The organism is Candidatus Enterococcus moelleringii (assembly GCF_017377575.1).
Lineage (GTDB): Bacteria > Bacillota > Bacilli > Lactobacillales > Enterococcaceae > Enterococcus_A > Enterococcus_A moelleringii.
Map to the genome: position 1 here is coordinate 121,557 of NZ_JAFREM010000018.1, position 18,602 is coordinate 140,158.

General features: G+C 39.9%; 20 protein-coding genes and 1 pseudogene. 17 read left to right on the forward strand and 4 right to left on the reverse strand.

From position 1 onward, the window contains the following. Positions 1-254 precede the first annotated feature (254 nt). From garR to JZO70_RS11750, 6 genes are all read left to right on the forward strand, one after another. Entirely contained in the window at positions 255-1,136 is an 882-nt protein-coding gene (gene garR, locus JZO70_RS11725) for a 2-hydroxy-3-oxopropionate reductase (protein ID WP_207673758.1), read from the forward strand. Between the two features lie 5 nt (positions 1,137-1,141). After that, positions 1,142-2,560 (forward strand): four-carbon acid sugar kinase family protein, encoded by a 1,419-nt coding sequence (locus tag JZO70_RS11730; protein ID WP_207673759.1) that lies wholly within the window; start codon positions 1,142-1,144, stop codon positions 2,558-2,560. Positions 2,561-2,582: 22 nt separating this feature from the next. After that, complete coding sequence (locus JZO70_RS11735; RefSeq protein WP_207673760.1) at positions 2,583-3,017, forward strand: Lin0368 family putative glycerol transporter subunit; 435 nt, start codon at positions 2,583-2,585, stop codon at positions 3,015-3,017. 2 nt (positions 3,018-3,019) lie between these two features. Further along, positions 3,020-3,358 carry a Lin0368 family putative glycerol transporter subunit gene (locus JZO70_RS11740; protein ID WP_207673761.1) on the forward strand — a complete coding sequence of 113 codons (339 nt, stop codon included), beginning with the start codon at positions 3,020-3,022 and terminating at the stop codon, positions 3,356-3,358. Positions 3,359-3,381: 23 nt separating this feature from the next. Next, positions 3,382-4,053: a cyclase family protein gene (locus JZO70_RS11745; RefSeq protein ID WP_207673762.1), complete on the forward strand. Its 672-nt coding sequence runs from the start codon at positions 3,382-3,384 to the stop codon at positions 4,051-4,053. Positions 4,054-4,189: 136 nt separating this feature from the next. Then, entirely contained in the window at positions 4,190-4,852 is a 663-nt protein-coding gene (locus tag JZO70_RS11750; RefSeq protein WP_242703907.1) for a GntR family transcriptional regulator, read from the forward strand. Positions 4,853-5,087: 235 nt separating this feature from the next. Here the strand turns inward: JZO70_RS11750 and JZO70_RS11755 are convergent, their stop codons facing one another. Both JZO70_RS11755 and JZO70_RS11760 read right to left on the reverse strand, forming a co-directional pair. Continuing rightward, positions 5,088-5,261 carry a hypothetical protein gene (locus tag JZO70_RS11755; protein WP_207673763.1) on the reverse strand — a complete coding sequence of 58 codons (174 nt, stop codon included), beginning with the start codon at positions 5,259-5,261 and terminating at the stop codon, positions 5,088-5,090. 231 nt (positions 5,262-5,492) lie between these two features. Then, positions 5,493-6,407: a DMT family transporter gene (locus tag JZO70_RS11760; RefSeq protein WP_207673764.1), complete on the reverse strand. Its 915-nt coding sequence runs from the start codon at positions 6,405-6,407 to the stop codon at positions 5,493-5,495. Positions 6,408-6,523: 116 nt separating this feature from the next. Between JZO70_RS11760 and pdxR the strand changes: the two genes are divergently transcribed. The 7 genes and pseudogenes from pdxR to JZO70_RS11795 all read left to right on the forward strand — a co-directional run bounded on the left by pdxR (position 6,524) and on the right by JZO70_RS11795 (position 13,707). After that, positions 6,524-7,936 (forward strand): MocR-like pyridoxine biosynthesis transcription factor PdxR, encoded by a 1,413-nt coding sequence (pdxR, locus tag JZO70_RS11765; RefSeq protein WP_207673765.1) that lies wholly within the window; start codon positions 6,524-6,526, stop codon positions 7,934-7,936. 125 nt (positions 7,937-8,061) lie between these two features. Continuing rightward, positions 8,062-8,490, forward strand: coding sequence for a GFA family protein (locus tag JZO70_RS11770; protein ID WP_207673766.1), 429 nt, complete (start codon positions 8,062-8,064; stop codon positions 8,488-8,490). Positions 8,491-8,628: 138 nt separating this feature from the next. After that, a complete protein-coding gene (locus JZO70_RS11775) occupies positions 8,629-9,897 on the forward strand; it encodes an AAA family ATPase (protein WP_207673767.1) in 1,269 nt (422 codons plus the stop codon). A 34-nt stretch (positions 9,898-9,931) separates the two neighbouring features. Next, a pseudogene (locus tag JZO70_RS11780) lies at positions 9,932-10,579 on the forward strand (RloB family protein). Between the two features lie 392 nt (positions 10,580-10,971). After that, positions 10,972-11,745 carry a helix-turn-helix domain-containing protein gene (locus JZO70_RS11785; RefSeq protein ID WP_207673768.1) on the forward strand — a complete coding sequence of 258 codons (774 nt, stop codon included), beginning with the start codon at positions 10,972-10,974 and terminating at the stop codon, positions 11,743-11,745. Position 11,746: 1 nt separating this feature from the next. Continuing rightward, positions 11,747-12,865 (forward strand): alpha/beta fold hydrolase, encoded by a 1,119-nt coding sequence (locus JZO70_RS11790; RefSeq protein ID WP_207673769.1) that lies wholly within the window; start codon positions 11,747-11,749, stop codon positions 12,863-12,865. Between the two features lie 29 nt (positions 12,866-12,894). Further along, a complete protein-coding gene (locus JZO70_RS11795; protein ID WP_207673770.1) occupies positions 12,895-13,707 on the forward strand; it encodes a DNA alkylation repair protein in 813 nt (270 codons plus the stop codon). Between the two features lie 69 nt (positions 13,708-13,776). Here JZO70_RS11795 and JZO70_RS11800 read toward each other — a convergent pair whose 3' ends face one another. After that, on the reverse strand, positions 13,777-14,550 hold the full coding sequence (locus JZO70_RS11800) for a CPBP family intramembrane glutamic endopeptidase (RefSeq protein WP_207673771.1): 774 nt from the start codon (positions 14,548-14,550) through the stop codon (positions 13,777-13,779). 227 nt (positions 14,551-14,777) lie between these two features. Beyond that, positions 14,778-15,401, reverse strand: a complete 624-nt coding sequence (locus JZO70_RS11805) for a TetR/AcrR family transcriptional regulator (RefSeq protein WP_207673772.1) — start codon at positions 15,399-15,401, stop codon at positions 14,778-14,780. A 122-nt stretch (positions 15,402-15,523) separates the two neighbouring features. On the opposite strand from JZO70_RS11805, the gene JZO70_RS11810 reads away from it, so the two are divergent. The 4 genes from JZO70_RS11810 (at position 15,524) to JZO70_RS11825 (ending at position 18,602) form a co-directional block, all read left to right on the forward strand. Further along, complete coding sequence (locus JZO70_RS11810) at positions 15,524-16,018, forward strand: hypothetical protein (protein WP_207673773.1); 495 nt, start codon at positions 15,524-15,526, stop codon at positions 16,016-16,018. A 24-nt stretch (positions 16,019-16,042) separates the two neighbouring features. Further along, entirely contained in the window at positions 16,043-16,315 is a 273-nt protein-coding gene (locus JZO70_RS11815; protein WP_207673774.1) for a hypothetical protein, read from the forward strand. 586 nt (positions 16,316-16,901) lie between these two features. Next, a complete protein-coding gene (locus JZO70_RS11820) occupies positions 16,902-17,576 on the forward strand; it encodes a TetR/AcrR family transcriptional regulator (protein WP_207673775.1) in 675 nt (224 codons plus the stop codon). A gap of 84 nt (positions 17,577-17,660) precedes the next feature. Beyond that, entirely contained in the window at positions 17,661-18,602 is a 942-nt protein-coding gene (locus tag JZO70_RS11825) for an ATP-binding cassette domain-containing protein (RefSeq protein ID WP_207673776.1), read from the forward strand.

The window sequence follows — 18,602 nt, forward strand, 5'->3', positions numbered from 1 at the left end:
AGAAAGTAAAAAATCAGGTGAAATTGTAGTTTTGATCACTTCTATCGATATATTCAGATAAAAGTACGGATAAATAAAATTAATCTCTAAATACCTATCCAGGCAACTATTTCGCGTATGGAGGTGCAAGATAACGGCTGTTTAATTAGTCCATCAAAAATAATGTATACTTTATTTAAAAAAATGTATACAATCCGGATGATTTGTAGTATTATAATGAAAACGCTATCTAAACTATAGAGAGGTTGATCGATATGACGCAAAAAATAGGTTTTGTTGGATTGGGCATCATGGGTAAACCCATGGCAAAAAATTTAATTCAAGCAGATTTTGAAGTATCTGTTTTTGATTTAAATGAAATAGCTGTTAACGACTTAGTTGCACAGGGTGCTAAAAAAAATACAGTAGGAGCAATGGCACAGACAGTCGATTTTATTATTACGATGCTGCCGACTATGGCAAGTATTAAGGAAACATTTGAGCAACACATATTTAAGAACGCTTCCAACGGATTAGTGGTGATTAATATGAGTTCAATTGGTCCAAGCGACGCAATTGCTTTAGCTGAAAAAGGTAAAAAAATGGGTGTGAAAGTTTTAGATGCACCAGTTAGTGGTGGTGAGCCAAAAGCCATCGATGGGACTTTGTCAATCATGGTTGGCGGGGAGGAGAATGCCTTTAATAAATCATTATCAGTTTTTCAAGCAATTGGACAAGATATCGTATTGCTAGGAAGCGCTGGCAGTGGTTCTGTAGTTAAGCTAGCCAATCAAATTATTGTTAATTTGAATATTGCGGCTGTTTCAGAAGCCTTGGTATTAGCAGCCAAAGCTAATATCGATTTGGACAAAATGTATCATGCTATTCGTGGAGGATTGGCAGGTAGTGTCGTTTTAGATGCAAAAGTTCCTTTAATATTGGATCGGAATTTCAAACCAGGTGGAGCAATCTCAATTAATTTAAAAGACTTAACGAACGTAATGGAAACGGCCCATGATTTAGATGTGCCACTACCAATGTCTAGCCAATTATTAGAAATTTTCCATGCTTTAAAAGCAGATGGTAAAGCAACTGATGACCATTGTGGAATTGTTCAATATTATGAAAAGCTAGCCAATATAACAGTGAGTAGGTGAATAGTATGGAGCAAACAGAATTTAAAACAATGTGCGATGAATTACCAAAATTAGATGAGAAAACAATTGATCAAGAATTAAGGACAGCTTTAGAAACACTGAATAAAAAAATTGTTGTCTTAGATGATGATCCAACAGGTACTCAGACAGTTCATGATGTGTCCATTTATACCGATTGGACAATTGAAAGTTTGCGAAAAGGATTTTTAGAAAAGAATAAATTGTTTTTTGTCTTGACCAATTCCAGAGGTTTTACAAAAGAAAAAACACTACAAGTACATCAAACGATCGCGGAAAGAATTGCTATAGTTGCAAAAGAAACAGATCAAGATTTCCTCGTTATCAATCGAGGAGATTCTACTTTAAGAGGCCACTATCCTCTAGAAACAGAAATGTTGAAAGCTACTTTAGAACAGGAAAGCATGACATTTGATGGTGAAATAATCATTCCTTTCTTCAAAGAAGGCGGACGTCTAACGATAGAAAATGTTCACTATGTCAATGACGGTAAGAGATTGGTTCCTGCTGGGGAAACTGAATTTGCCAAGGATCGAACGTTTGGCTACCAATCATCAGATTTACGTAAATGGGTTGAAGAAAAAACTGCTGGTAATTTTGACGCAGACACTGTAATAACAATCAGTCTATTAGAACTAAGAAATAAACAGGTTAATGAAATAGCTGAAAAATTAATTAAGGTAACTGATTTTAATAAAGTCATTGTTAACGCTGTTGATTACCTAGACGTAAAAGTATTTGTCATTTCTTTAATCAAAGCTTTAAATCAAGGGAAACGCTTTTTGTATAGTAGTGCTGCGGCTTTTGTTAAGGTTTTAGGAGGGATTCCGGATCAGCCTCTGCTTACAAGAAAAGATATTGTAAATGAATCTAATCAAAATGGCGGCTTGATCATGGTAGGATCTCACGTCAAGAAAACAACAGATCAGTTGAATAGCTTGTTGAAAGTTGATGGGATTGTTCCTTTGGAATTTCAAGTTAGTAAAGTAGTCGATTCGCAAGAATTTGTCGCTGAACAGTTAAGAATTCGACAGTTGGTAAACGGATATCTGCAAGAAGGGCGAACAGTGGTAGTGTACACTGAACGCAAACGATTGGATATTGGGAAAGATCCTGAAGCGGAGTTAAATTTATCAGTAAAAATAGCAAGTGCTGTATCACGGATCGTTCATGATTTGACTTGCCGTCCCAAATTTTTGATAGCCAAAGGAGGGATTACTTCCAGTGATATTGCTACAGCTGGTTTAGGAATCAAACAAGCACAAGTGGCTGGACAAATTGCACCAGGAATCCCAGTATGGCTGGCAGGAGAAGAGTCTAAATTTCCTAAGTTGCCTTATATTATTTTTCCAGGAAATGTCGGTGAAGTCGATACATTAAGTCGCGTAGTCAAGCAATTAAAATAAATAATCAGCTAGGAGAGATTATATGCTTAAATTTTGCAGAGCTGTAATTGGTTATGGAATTGTCGGGATTTTAACGATGGGCGTCTGGGGAAGTCTGGTGGCAGCATATGGTTTGGCGGGAGGATTTTTTGCAGCAGTTATTTTTATTGGTCCTTGTTGGTTTCTGTTACACTTTTTAGGATTGGTTCATAGTGATACTAAGTCGATGTTTGTTGATTTAGGTTTTGGTGTCGGCTTTGCAGGATTGTTCAGAGACTTTTTCATGGTAGGCAGTGATGCTGCAATTGCCAGTCTTCCCACTTTAGCAGTGGTCTTGGTTGGCGGCATTATCGGTGGGGCGGTAGCCGTATTAATAGAGCGAGATATGGCGAAAGATGCTTCTTCATTAATAGAAGAAGCGGATGAGATTAGAATCGAACCGACGATTGCAGAAACCTTAAATCAAGGGGAGGAATAATTATGTCTAGTATGTTCGTTATTGCAACTTTAGTGGGAGCTTTTATCTTTCCTTTTATTTTACGTTTGTCATGGGATCGTCTAATTGAACACTTTGGACCTTTTGGTGGTTGGATGGCTGCAGCTTTTCTAGTCGGAACGATGTGGACACTGAATCACGGAGTTGGTCTAATTCATCAAAGTGGTGGTGCTTGGATTGATCAGGGATTCGCCGCAGGAATTGGACTTTTAGTAGCAACTAAAATGGCTGGTGGCAGTTTTAATGGAAACGTGGCGAAGAATATTCTAGGATCGGCTGTCGGTGGATTGATTGCAGGCTTTGTTTTGTCATTAATTTTATAAAAAATAGGAAGGAAGTTTTGTTTATGAAAAGAATTTACTTATCGTATCCTTTAGGAGTAGAAACACCAAGATTTGCTGAGAACCCGCCAGTTAGTATGTGGCCCCAATTTTCAACTGATCGTGGCGATGTCTTTAATCAGTCTTTTTACATGGCAATCAATCATAGTGGCACGCATATGGATGGAGCTAATCATTTTAATCCTGCTGGCAAACAGTTGTGGGAAAACGAAGTAGACACTTTTGTCTATGAAAAAGTGGTTGTTTTAGATATTGAAAAGGGTGATGATGAATTAATATCCAAAAATGACTTACAGCCCTACGAAAAAGAATTAAGTAGCTGTGATTTAGTTATCGTGCGAACAGGATTTTATAAAGTCAGAGACGACGCCTATCGTTATGGCCAGCACAATCCTGGATTTACAAAAGATGCCGGTGATTATTTAATGACTTTCCCTAATATTAAGGCTATCGGTATGGATATTCCATCCGCTGCTAGTGCTCAGAATGTTCACCCTCATGGTGTTGAGTTCCATCAGGCTGTTTTAGGGTTAGGCCGTTCAGATGATCGCGCTATTTTAATCATTGAAGATATGAAACTTGATGGAGACTTGTCAGGAATTTCTAAAGTTTATGCTTTGCCGTTACTAATACAAGGATTAGATAGTGGACCATGTACAATTTTAGCTGAATTTTAACAAAGGGGTGTTGATGACTTTAATCGGTCATCAACATTTTTTATTCAAATCAGGGATTTATGGTCGAAACTTTAATGTTCAGCTAAAGTCTGTTAAAATGAATAGTTGTAAAGCAAGATAATTAAAGTGCATGACAATGACATTTTTGATTGGTGTGGAAATGATGAAGAAAAAAGAAAATTATTTTTATGACGATGCCTATAAACAAATCCGTGACAAAATTTTAAATGGTGAGATTGATCCCAGTACAAAATTGACTGAAACAAAATTGGCTGAATCTTTAAATATTAGTCGAACGCCGATTCGCTACGCAATTTCAAAGCTTGAACAAGAAGGTCTGATTAAGAACAAGAAAGTTTATATCCCTACTGAGAAAGATATTCGTAATATTTTTCAAGTACGAACATTATTAGAAGGCTATGCCGCCAAGTTTTGTGCTTCATATATTTCAGTTGAATCTTTAGAAAAGTTGGAAGAATCTATCGAAATCGGAAACACCGGCACTCCGTCTGAACAATTGGAAGCAAATTTTCTATTTCATCATATTCTTGTGTCTGAAACCAACAATACTGAAATAATCAATATTATTGATCGTATGCAATCGATTATTTATATGTTTAGAAGAATCGTTACATTACAAAAACGCCCCCGTTTAGTAGAAGAACATCAAGAAATATTTGAAGCGATTAAAGCTGGAGATGGAGATTTGGCTGAAGAACTAATCGTTCAACATTTACAAAAAGACTTAGAGTTTAGTATTAATCGGATTGATAGGTTTGAACAAAACAATAGATTGTAAGTTATCCTGCAAACAGCTGGTTCTGTTTGCATTTTTTGTCTCTTGAATTTGTAATTTAAGATAATAACTTTTGAATAGGATTTAAGGAGATGTACATATATTTTTAGCGCAAATTGGCTTCTGCTTATAGTTCAAAAAAAAGGATGTGACTTCTCTCGTTCGAGAAAAGCTCACATGCTTTTATGTGATTCCAGAAGAACTAATCAAATCATCTTTATCGTAAAAATCAATAACATTATAACATCAATGAATGGTCGCGTAATCCATCTAACAGTTCTTGATTAGCTGGATTATTCTTACCGTTGAAAATGATGTTAAAGGTTTCGCCAGCTGAATCACGAAAGTCTTTCGTATCAGTAAAAATTCCTAGAATAATTTTGTAGGTGTTTCGATTAATTGAATTGTACATTTTGGTGTATTTTGTTTAATCACGGTTTGCTCTGAGTAGGGCATACTTTTTTAAAATGTTCATAAAACTGAGTTGTACCTTAATTAATAGAAAAGGGTGAATTCTCTACTATTCGAAAAAGCTTTAATATTTATACTACCTTAAGTAGGCGGAACCTTGGTTAATAAGTATTAATGAGGAATACAATGATATAAGTAGCAAGGAAATAAATGAAGCAGTAAAATTACATTACTATATAAACTCCTCATCAACCTCGTCTTCCAAACAACCACTCTTTTTCGTATATTGAGCCTTCACCAAAAAGATCCCGCCGATCACAATGGCAATTCCTAACATCTCCATCACTGATATCTTTTCCGAGAAAAGTACAAACGAATAAACGGAAGCAATCACCGGCTGAGACAGGCAAATAATCGAAGAGAGATTGACATTTATTTTGCCTTGGCAGTGAGCCAACAGGTTATGACCGATCAGCTGCAGACAGATGGTTAAGCCTAGCAGCGGGTACAGTTCGGTGACTCTATGTGGCACCTGAACTCCTTCTGCCAGTCCCGCCATGACAAAAAGAGCCGCGGCACTGCCAAAAGCTGAGACGAACATGATCATGCTGCTGGAGATGCGATCTCTTAAATGATAGGAAATAATCAAAAAGCAGCCGTAAAAGAAGGAAGCGCAAAAGGCCAGTAAATCGCCAAGGTAGTTTCCAGCGGTGGGCGTCACTTTTCCGCAAATCAAAATGAACACGCCAAGTATGGTAATCCCGGCTCCTAACAAGAACAACTTCGGCACTTTTTCTTTAAACAAGAAATACGAAAGCGGCACGACAGTAAAGGGTGTTAGGTTGGTGAGTAGATTGGCATTGGCGACCGAAGTGTAGCTAAAGGAAAGGTTCCAAAGAGCGATATCTCCCGCCAGAAACACACCCGCTGCTAAAATAATCAAGATATCTCTTCTGCTAATGGTCTTTAGCTGCGTTCTTACCAAGGGATAAAGCAAGGGAATTGAGAATAGCACCCGGTAAAATCCCGTGTTGATAGGGCCAAGATTGCTGAGTTTGACAAAAATTCCGCCAGTGGCCAAAAAAGCGATGGCGATTAATTCTAGTAAGATATCCTTTGACTCATTGTTTCGTATTTTTTGCTTCATTTGCTTTCCTCCTGTGAAAATTATTCTGATAATTCTGTAAATTATGATACGATGGGATTGGCACTAGAAAAAGGCCCACTAACCAACTATTTTATGGGGCCACTAGGAGGAACAGGATGATTTATATTGATAAAGCAACCAATCAGCCGTTATATGAACAAATATATTCAACGATCAAACAGGATATTTTGAGTGGCACCATGCCTAAAGATCAAGTTCTAATGGGGTCGAGAAAGTTAGCACAAATGCTGGAGGTCAGCCGCAACACTGTCGACAATGCCTACGGACAACTGGCAGCAGAAGGCTATATTCAGGCGGTTAAGGGCGTGGGCTTTGTTGTTTTGGAGTTGCCAAAGCTGGAACTTAGCGAACCTGTGACAGCTGATGCCGAAATCGGCCATGCACAAGTTGAGGACGAAGCGATCCCGCCATTGTACGATTTAACCAATCAGAGCACCACTAATGATTTATTCCCGAAAAACCTTTGGAAGAAATACACCTTAGAATGTCTGGAGCTGTTGGATCGTGAGGAGAAATTGACCTCTTTTCAAGACAAGCAAGGGGAGATGGTCCTGCGCCAACAATTAAAAACCTATTTAAAACAAATTCGAGGTGTGAATTGTGAGGAGGATCAAATTATTATTACTTGCGGCATCCAGCAGTCGCTAGAATATCTGTGTAAAGTACTGCCGTCGGAAAAAAATACCGTCTTAGTGGAAGAGCCGGGGTATAGCAAAGCCGTCCAAGTCTTTCGCCACAACGGTTATTCTGTTGCCACTTCGCCGGTGGATGAGCAGGGACTGAATAGCTCGAAGCTGCCAAAGGACTCAAAGATAAGTGGGGTGTATACGACACCTTCCCATCAGTTTCCCACTGGCGTCACCATGCCGATTGGCCGCCGCTATGAGTTGCTGGATTGGGCGCGGAAAAATGACAGCTATATTATTGAGGACGATTTTGACAGCGAGCAACGCTATTTTTCCAAACCGATCCCTTCACTGCAATCGATTGATCGGGAAGAACGGGTGATTTACCTTGGTACCTTTTCCAAATCGCTTTCGCCATCACTGCGAATGGGCTACATGGTGTTGCCGCGGAAATTGTTAAACACCTATTTAGAAAAATTCCAGCAATACAACAGTACGGTTCCTTTATTGAATCAATACGTGGTGGCGAAGCTGATCGAAACAGGAAACTATGAACGGCACATTCGCCGATTGAATAACACATTCCGCAAAAGGTTAGAGCTCTTTTTAAAAGAATTTTCAGTGTTCGATGGCAAAATCCGCATCTCCAGCAACGGAACCGGGCAGTACTTTTTAGTAGAATTTCCGGAACATATTGATCAGGCGGATCTAATCGAAAGAGCGTTGAAAGAAGGCGTCAGAGTCTACTCAACCATGCAATTTTGGCAGGACAAAGCGGAGTGTCCACCGAATAAATTATTTCTCGGATTCAGTAAAATTGCGCTGGCAGACATTCCAGATTGCGTAGACCGACTTCACCGTGCTTGGAAGAAGTTCTTGTAAAGTTCGGGGGAATTGCCGGTTGGATCAAATATGAGACAGTTATTTCAGGTACAATGATTAAGTAATGGAAAAGTCAAAACGATAGGCGGCTCGTGATTTCAAAGGATAAAAGGAGGATTCATCAAATGAAAACAGCAAAATGTTTATGTGGCAAGGTTTCGATTGAGATTCAGGATTTTCACACGAAAGTGGGGGCCTGCCATTGTTCCATGTGCCGAAAATGGGGGTCGGGGCCCTTGCTGACGGTGAATGGCGGTACGGGTGACCAAATCAAAATTACGCCTGAAAACTTAGTCACTCGCTACAAATCGTCTGAATGGGCGGAAAGAGGTTTTTGTTCAAATTGCGGCTCAAATCTTTTTTACCGCCTGCTGCCAACGGATTTCTACAGTATTCCCATCGATTTATTTGATGAGCAAGAGGATGCCAACTTAACGGTGGAAGTCTACTATGATCAAAAGCCGAAGTATTATGACTTTGCCAATGAGACGCAGAAATTAACTGAAGCGGAAATTATGGAAATGGTTCAAGCAGAGTATTTTGATGAGAAATAATTAGATGGGGAACCTAGAAAAGTGGATCAAGCGCTTTTTTAGGTTTTTTGCAGCTAGAAAAAGATAATTTGAGAAAAATTCTCAAATTGTTGATATCATACTATTGTATGAGTTATTCTGTAGGTAGAGGTGATGACGATGCTGCATCAATTTACATTCAAAAATTTTAAGTCTTTCAAAGATGAGACAACCTTAGATTTAACAGCGAGCGCGATAAAAGAACACCCGAATGATGTAGTTAACGATGTTCATGACGAGAAGGTCCTGAAGGTAGCAGCTATTTACGGAGCAAATGCATCAGGAAAAAGCAATGTCATAAAAGCTTTTCAAAGTATGAGGCTTCGAGTGTTGACGTCATTTAAAGCAAACGACTTTTTACTCGGCATGGAAAATACTCCACATTGGTTTGAAGAGGAAACTGTTCCTTCCGAATTTTCCGTACTTTTCTCAACAGCTGGAAAAAACTATCAATACTCTTTTTCAGTTTTAAAGGAAAAGATCGTAGAAGAAAGTTTGTATATGAGAGATCCTAAGCTCAAGAAAGAAGCCTATATAACATTGCTGGAAAGAGAAGGGAATCAGTTCAGTGGGGAGCTGTTGAACTTAACAGAATCAGCTGTGATTTCAGAGCTGGTTGAAGATGATATTTTGCTGGTCTCTGTGTTAGCCAAATTCAAAATTGATTTTATTCAAGATGTTTATAATTGGTTCGAAAGTGTCCGAGTCGTTGATTACGGAAATCCTTATTTGGAAAGGGTCGCCCACTATTCAACGACGAAGGGAAAAATGCAGCCGTTGAAAACACTCATCGAAGATCCCAAAGAAAATGAACAACTGACCGATTTTATCCGAGCAATTGATGTGGGAATCGACCATTTGGGAGTCATCGGCAACGAAGTCCAACATTTAGTTTCCGAAAATGAATTCATGGAAACCAAACGGATCGTCAGCTATCACAAAAATCCTAGAACCGGTAAGACCATTACGACACCAATCGAAGATGAATCCAGTGGAACATTAAAAATGCTGAATCTTTATGTAGACATGAAAAAAACCTTAGACATTGGCGGGACGATCTTCATTGACGAAATGGACGCGAAACTTCATCCATTACTAATTCGCTATATCATCATTCTGTTCCATAATCCAAAAACGAACCCTAAGCATGCACAGCTGATTTTTTCGACACAAGAAGTCTTTACGTTAGACAAAGATAACCTAAGAAGAGATGAAATTTGGTTTACTGACAAAGATGAATTTGGCTGTTCTGAACTTTATTCGTTAGTTGATTATGTGGATGATGAACAGCGAAAGGTTAGAAATGATGCCAGCTATGGCAAGGATTATATTTTAGGAAGATATAAATCAGTTCCCTCATTGAAACGGTGGGAGGGATTGGATGGCTAAAGCTCCCGGGAAAAAACAAAGGAAAAAGAAAAGAATGGTCGAACCTGCCAGTTACTTTATCGGCACTGAAGGAACGAAAACAGAAGTTCTCTATTTTCAAGAGATTGCGAAGCACTTAATCCAAGAGTATGGCGATTATGCTGGAAGAATTGAAGTGCCAAATATGACTGTTGAAGGAATAGGAACCAGTAATTTCAGATTGATTCAGGATGTAGAAGAATATATCCGAACTAATCCTAGACTTTTTGAAAATGTTTGGATCGTTTTTGACAAAGATGATATTCCTTTAGATTATTTTGACAATTCGATCCAGCAAGCAGAAGCCAAAGGATACAAAGCTGCTTGATCCAATGATTTTTTTGAATTGTGGTACTTGCTGCATTTTGAACTGCTTCAATCGGGGATTACTAGAGAGCAGTATAAGGAAAAACTGACAGTTCACTTAGAAAAAAATGGGTTAGAAAAGTACGATAAAAACAATTTATCTATGTTTGATATTCTTCTTGCAAGAAAAGAAACTGCAATCCGAAATGGATGTAGATTAGAAGAAAACTTTGAAAATGAACCTCCTTCAAAAAGAAATCCTTGTACAACTGTCCATCATCTAGTAAAAGAACTTTTTGCTATTGAAAAAGAAGTCCAGAAGATTAAGGCTATTGAAAAATATTCTTCATCTGATTAGCCCAAACAACTTTTGACAACAATCAAATCCTACACAATCATAAACAAAAAAATCGGCATTTATGACTTTCATTAAGAAGGAAAAAATGCTGATTTTTTTTAATTTCGAAGGATCACGATTCTTCATTAATTAACCACGTCAGGAAGTATCTCCTTCATTTAAATCACCTAGCACTCTCCAGACAGATTCCACATCAGACTTGCGGCGGATTTCCTTTCAACCGCTCTCTTTTCCAAAGTGAATGGAGAGCAAAAAAGTATCCGCAGGCAAGGCAGTTTTTTGGTATCATTAGAATAAGAAAATGACAAACCCTGTCATATCAAGGATGCAAGAGATACTTGATAGGCTTTTTGACGACATTTTGCTAGGGTGGAGACAAGGAGGAATGGGAGATGACGATTGGGAAAAAACTTCAGGAGCGGCGCAAGGAACTGAACCTGACACAAGGCGAGGTCGCAGAGCAGCTGTTTGTTTCCCGGCAAGCGATATCCAATTGGGAGCGGGATAAAAATTATCCGGACTTAGAAACAGTGATTGCTTTAAGTGATCTGTATCAAATCTCGCTGGATATCTTATTAAAGGAAGATCAAAATGTTGTGAAGGGAATTCAAAAAACAATGAACCGAAAATTATGGGGACCGCTTTTTTATAGTGTTACGGGAGTAAGTATTTTAATTTGCTTGCTGGTAGATTTTATTTTGAGTCACAGGCTGACGTGGTCAGTGATTGTCCTGCTTTCGTTGGTGAGCCTGGATGTGTTGGCGTTCCTTTTTGGAAAAAGAAATAACTGGTCACCGGTAGTTTTAGTTGGTGGCAGCAGTATTTTGCTGATAGGCTTTTTAAGCTTATTGGATCGTGTGCTGCTTTGGTCAAATTACATCCGAGTATCATTCTTCCTGCCAGTCGCTTTGCCGGTAAGTTTGGTTTGGCTGGCGCTGATTTGGTTGGTGATGATCGTGCATTTGCGCATGAAATGGAGCGTGTACTATTCCTTGTCGATCCTCTTTTTATTAGGGATCGTTGGCGGCTTTTTGACCAATATTATCGTGGAAAGTGAACCGCTGTGGTTTAGTGTGGTCACCAGCGCGTTTCCTTGTCTGTTCTTAGGCATCCTGTTTTCCTTTTTGGGGAATTATTTTACGCTGCCAAATGAGGAAGGAAGATAATTTGTTCCATCAAAGAAAAACCAGCGAATTGAAGAAAAGGAAAATATTGCGGCGCGTGCTGCAAGTTATTGTCGGATTAATTTTACTCCTGCTGCTTGCTCTATTTATAATGAGCCCTGGGAAAATCGATCCTTTTGAAACAGAAGATGGTCAAGCGTTACCAAATAGTGTTTCCGAAATCAGCTATCAGATGATTGGCGGAATGGAGCAGGGGATGATTATTCGTGGGGAAAGCGACCAGAATCCGGTGCTGCTGTTTTTGCATGGCGGGCCAGGTACGACTGAATATGTTCCATCCAAGAATAGTACCTTGAACCTTGAAAAGAATTTTACTGTTTGCTACTGGGAACAGCGTGGGGCCGGGAAGTCGTATGCTAAGGCTGATCCGGAAGATATAACGGTGGATCAACTGATTGCTGATACCATCGAGGTGACCAATTATTTAAGGGAACGCTTCGGACAAGAGAAAATCTACCTAATGGGCCATTCGTGGGGAACTTTTTTAGGTATGCAAGCTGCGGCTCAGCAGCCAGATCTGTACCAAGCTTATATCGGCACCGGTCAGATGAAACATGCGATCGAAGGGGAAAGGCTGATGATCGATTCCATGATCGAGGCGGCCGATGAAGCCAGACGGAATGATCTTATCGAGGACCTGAAACGTTCTTCTGTATACACAGACAATCAGGTAAGCGATTCATACTTTATCACCAAAGAAAAAGTACGTACAGAGCTGGCGCTCATTCCTGAGGTGGTGGAAACTACGACGCTTAAAGAGGATTTTTTGCAGCTCCTCACCTGCAAAGAATACACCCTTCCGGAAAAGTTTTATTACATCCGTGGCAGTATGATTAGCGGGAAATCGCAAGGCTTGTTTATGGAGTTCACCCAACGGGATTTGGCTGAAGAGGTTCCTAAACTGGCGATTCCCGTCTATTTTCTGCAAGGAATTTATGATGATCAAACACCCTATGCGTTAGCAAAGGACTATTTCGACGAGCTTGAGACGCCTCTGAAAAACTTCTATACCTTTGAAAAATCAGGACACAATCCATTGTTTGAAGAATCAGGAAAATTTTCAGCGATAGTAGATGATATAATCAACGAGACGCAGGAATAAAATAGGTAAGTAAAAAATGGAGGACAGCTATGAGTGGAGCTAAACGCAAGGGTGCACGTACTACCAAGGAAATCCCTGAAGAGATCTTGCAGCAACTGAACAAGGGGGAACTAGAAACGGCTAACGTAGTGGAATGGTTTGCGATTGATCGCAGAGGATTGCTGAGACATTTGCTAGTACAGCAGAATCGCGAAAATTATTACGCACCAGTAATCGCAGTCATTGAACAGCTGGAAAAACAAACCTCTAACAAGGTGAGTGAGGCGATTGGAGAAGGGCTTCTACAGCAAATCACTCAATGCGAGGATCGCGAACTTTTGCCAATTATTGCACAGCAGCCATCTGACCTTGTTCGTAGCTGGGGAACCTTCATTATTGGGGGAAATCGCCAGCTGAGTCTTGCAAAAATGCTGGAAGAAATCAAGCCCTTTGCTCAGGATCATCATTTCAATGTCCGGGAAGAGGCTTGGACTGCTGTCAGACCGAAAGTGATTGAAAACCTGGAGGAAGCGTTGGTATTATTGGCCGAGTGGTCGCGATCGGATGACGAGAATATCCGGCGTTTTGCTAGTGAAGTGACCCGTCCCAGAGGTGTTTGGTGCAAGCAGATCGAACCTTTGAAGGAAAATCCGGCCTTAGCTCTTTCAATCATTGAACCGCTAAAGTCCGATGCCAGCAAGTATGTCAGAGACAGTGTGGGCAACTGGTTAAATGACGCCAGCAAAACGCAACCGGAATGGGTAATGCAGCTTTGTGATCGCTGGGATGCAGAAAGTGATACGAAGGAAACGAAGTATATTATCAAAAAAGCCTTGCGGACGATTAATAAAACTAAGAAGTAGGCAGGGCATGGAAATCCCAAAACTCCGATGAATTCGTTAGTTCATCGGAGTTTTTGCTGACTACTTTTTTTAAGATTCAATCCGCTTTTTCATCGCATCTTTCTTAGAAAAGTATTCCGTTAACACAAAGAAAGCAAAACAGAGGATAAACAACAAAATTAAAAGCCCAAAGCTGTCATATCTAGGCGGATAAACATCGGTGAAGGAATTAAATCCAGCATGGAGAAGAATACACAACGCAATGCTCTCGTATCTATTCCAAAGAAAGGTTAATAGAAAAGCAAAACTGAACACTAATAGTACATATCCCATGAAGGACGACGTGTCTTGGCCCGAACCTTTCACTAACCACAAAGGCAAGTGCCAAATCGACCAGATCATCGCCAAAATACAAGTTGAAACAAAACTAGAATATCTGTTCTGCAATTGCGGCAGCAAATACCCCCGCCAGCCAACTTCTTCCAACCCGCCGCCAAAGAAAATCATGATCGGCAGCTGGAACAGGGCAGTATAAAGCGGAGCTTGTTGCTGTGTCATTCCTAGTAAAACCGGAATAAAACAAAAGCTCCAGGCTAAAATAGCGACAACCACATACCCTTGGATCGGCTGCTTCAAATTAAAAATGTTCTTGATGAATTCACTAAAGCTACGCTTACTTACTGTTCTTTTTTTGACGATGCAGGCGCCAATCATGGGGCCGGCTGCTCCGAGACTGTAAAGGGGCAGGGCGATTGGCGAAAATAAAGCTACGCCAGTAAAATGAGTCAAATAAGCCACAATCAACCAACAAACCCACGACACTAAAAAGGTAATTCCTAAATAACTTCCAATGTTCTTTTTCATTTTTTCTCTCCTAAAAGGTATTTTATCGCTTTTAAACAAGTACTAGGAATTCGCTAAGTAATTAGAAATATAGTACTTATAATTACTAGTATAGTTTATCATGGTTTTTATATAGAAGGAATCAGACTTAAGTTGGATTATTTCGGAAAATTCAACCCATAATGAAAATAAGCCGCCAAAGCTTTTTACCAGCTTTAGCGGCTTATTTGTAGGAAGTGGCGGTGTCTTTAGGCTTTCACCATTGCTAGAAATTGCTGCAGATTATAAGAAATAAATTCATCTTCGTCTATCTCCATATATGAGAGAAAAGAGTTACCAGACAAGGACAGCATGTTGAAGAACGAAGTGATCGTAAATACGAAAGAACTCATCGTGTATTTAAGATCGATATCTTCGCGAATCGTTTTGTCTACTAAGCCCAGTGAAAAAATCTTTCCCAGTGCCTCAAACATTTCGTTGTTGAATTCATAGAACTTTTTTTTATAAGGCGTTTCGGTTTCTGAATTCACTTGATTGGTTAAGCTCATTAACTTCAGCAGGGTGGGTTCCTTTTTGTAAAATTCTTGAAAGGAAACTACTGCCAGTTCTAGTTTTTCAATTGCCGTGTTTCCTTGATCAATTTTTGAGACAATCTTTTCCCACAAATTTCGATAGGAATCTAAGATCACGCCGAAGTATAAATCTTCTTTATTGGTAAAATATTTGTAAAGGGTTCGCTTAGTGAAGCTAGTACGGGTGACAATCTCGTTCATTGAGGTCTGCTCAAATCCCTGAGTGGTGAACAACTCGCGACTCTTCTCAATAATAAACCGTTCCTTCCGCTTCTTTTCCTGTTCACGTTTCGTTTCCATCGTAACCTCCATTGACGAAATTAGTATACTAGTGGTATACTTTCTGAAAAAAGTAGAACGACAGTATACATTTATTGTAAAGCAACACCGCAGCAAACGTCAATAAAAATCAGGAGGAAAACATGTTAACATTTATCACTATTCTAGCCGGTGCACTTTTTTTAGGTATTTTAGGGCTTACCCACTTTACACCAATCGGGGTGAAGGGGATTAAAGCCTATTGGCCGGATTTTCAGTTGTTTGATATGCAATTTTCCTATCAGCCAACAGAAATTCACCACGCCCTCACTAACCTCAATAGTTTAGGCCGAGAAGCTTATAAACGCTATCTGCTGATTGATTACATCTTTATCCTGTGCTTTTTGTTTTTGATGCTGCGTGGGGTGGAGAGGCTGGTTAAGGAAAACACCGCTTTATATGGTGTACTGTTTATCTTAGCGATCCTAAGAGCCTTTTTCGATATCGTGGAAAACACCGGCATCCTCCGTTTGATCCGTACTTACCCAAAGGAAAATCAACTGTTATCCGTCATTTGTTCTTATTCAACAACACTAAAGTTTATTTGCTTGTTCAGCTGGCTGCTGGTTATGCTGGTAGCTATTTTATATAAAAAATAGATCATCGCGAAAGGGGAAGATCGGATGGAGACAACTGCGCTAATCAATAAAAAAATTGTGAAAAGCAATTGGTGTCTAAAGCAAGCACAAAAAACGGAGAAAAAGCTAAACAAAAAAGGCAGCCGCAAGAACTTGAAAAACTATTTAGGGAAGGTCCTGCTGCCTGCGGATCAAGTAGTCGGCGATGAGGAGAGGATGACTGGCTTCGAGGCAACCATCTCCCAAACGAAACTGTTGACCAAGTTGCAAAAGGCAAACCTTACCGGTATGAGCGTCAATCAGTTTCCAGTTCATTAAAAGATACGGAATTTTCTAAATGCCAGTACTGACAACCGCACATTGTTGATTAATGCCGTGGAGTGTGATCCCGGTTTGGTTCATGATCGCTGGTTAGTTGAAAATTGATCGTTAGAAATCAATCAGACTGCTGCTTGCTTATCGAGGATTGTTTTACGTTTTTGAATGAAAGATAGGCGAGTTTCAATCCGGCCAATCAGCTTCTCAATATACTCGGCACTTTTTTGCCACCAAAGAAAACTTAGTGGCCTATTCGCCAGCACCGCCGATTACTGATGAAAATAAGTGCTTGAAGTGCAGACGCTGCACCTACTATTGTCCAGCTTCAAAAAATATTGCGAATGGGTTTTAACCAGCTGCACAACAGCAGATAAGTCTGCCTATTCAGGTCTTTTTCTAAAAAGGAAAAAAACAGTGTAAATCCAGCAGAAGCTTGGTTAATAAACATTCCACTCCCTTTAAATAGCAATAAAAGCGAAAGCTAATGCCGTAAGAGCAATTAATTCTAAAATAAGTCATTGACAGGAGCAAAACAACCAGCCATAATAAAAATACCGCGGTCGGTATATTAAACAGGAGGTGTCTTATGGCACGTACACAAAAGAACTTCGCTCCAAGAAAAGACGAGCTCGTCCAAATTGCCTTGGATATTTTTCTTGAAAAGGGCTATGAACGGACAAAAATCAGTGATTTGCAGAAGGCATTCGGTCTTACCAAGGGTGGGATGTATCATTACTTTTCTTCTAAAGAAGAGATTTTGGATGAGGTGATTGATAAAGGGATTAGTGAAATTATCGATTCATTTCGTAGAGAGCTGCCGAACGTCCCTGAAGAAGATCGATTGCTTTACTTATTGTTCAGTGAATCAACCAATGATTTTACCAATCGGTTATTTCAGTATGCCAGTTCAGATACCGGCTCCATTGTCAGCTACAAGATGAGGGATCAGCGGATCAAGGCGCCGCTGCCTTTGATGACAGAGATTATCAAACAGTATGTGGAAACAGGATTTTATACCTGTGATTATCCAGAGGAAGCTGCAGAAATTATTCTTTTAGTCGCAGTGAACATTAGCGATCATACCGTTTGGCCTATTGGAGATGAAAAGAAACAGAAAAATCGTATCGATAACATGCTTTTAATCTGGGAAAATTGTGTCCATCCGCCGCAAAGCCATTTGGATCGCTTAAGAGAGATAATTACTAACTATTATGCACAAATGACTTTGCAGAAGGATGCTAGAACTGAAACTGAGGAATAATGTTTTATAAAAAATGGAGGAACAGAGGGAGTCTGTTTTTAGTTCAAGCAGACGCCCTCTTTTTATTTTACAAAAGGGAAAGAGATGATAGAAATTAGTACAAGTTACGCGATTTATGCCAAGGGAATCGAGAAGTCCTTCAAAGGCAAAGCTGTCTTAAAGGGTGTGGATCTTGCGGTGGAAAAGGGAAGTATTTTTGCATTGTTAGGCTCAAATGGTGCCGGGAAAACCACCTTGATTCGGATACTGACAACGTTGATGAAAGCCGATAATGGAGAAGCAAGAATCTGCAACTACGATATTCAAAGAGAAGCTGGGGAAGCGAGAAAACACTTTTCTTTAACCGGTCAATTTGCGGCGACAGATGAGCAGTTAACCGGTCGCAGCAATCTGCAAATCATTGGGGAGCTGAATCATCTTCCGAATATTGGTCAAAGATCGGAGGAATTGTTAACCCTCTTTCGTTTGACTGAGGCAGCCGACAAACCGGTAGCATCCTATTCAGGTGGGATGCGGCGGCGTTTGGATATTGCCATGAGTATGATGAGTCAGCCGGAAATTATTTTTTTGGATGAGCCGACCACCGGACTTGATCCGCAAAATCGGGCGGCAATGTGGCAGCTGGTTCAATCACTTTCTGATGCTGGAACGACGATTTTCTTAACCACCCAATATTTGGAGGAAGCCGAAGCGTTGGCTGACCGAGTGGCCATTTTAAACGAAGGTGTGATTGTGAGTGAAGGAACGGTTGAGGAGTTAAAAGAGGTACTGCCACAGGGAGTGATCGAATTTTCCTTCCAGAGCAACCAAGATTTGTTGGCCACTAAGAAATTGTTCGCTAGCCTCCAACCTTCTGAAGATTTAGAAAAACTTTCGCTGACAGTGATCACGGATGGAACAATTGATCAGCTTACTCAATTATTTAAGCAGCTGGACCAAACAAACATCCAAGTTTCAAGCTTTACGCAAAAGCAGCCGACATTGGAAGAGGTATTCTACAAATTAATTGGCGAGAAAGGGGCCTAG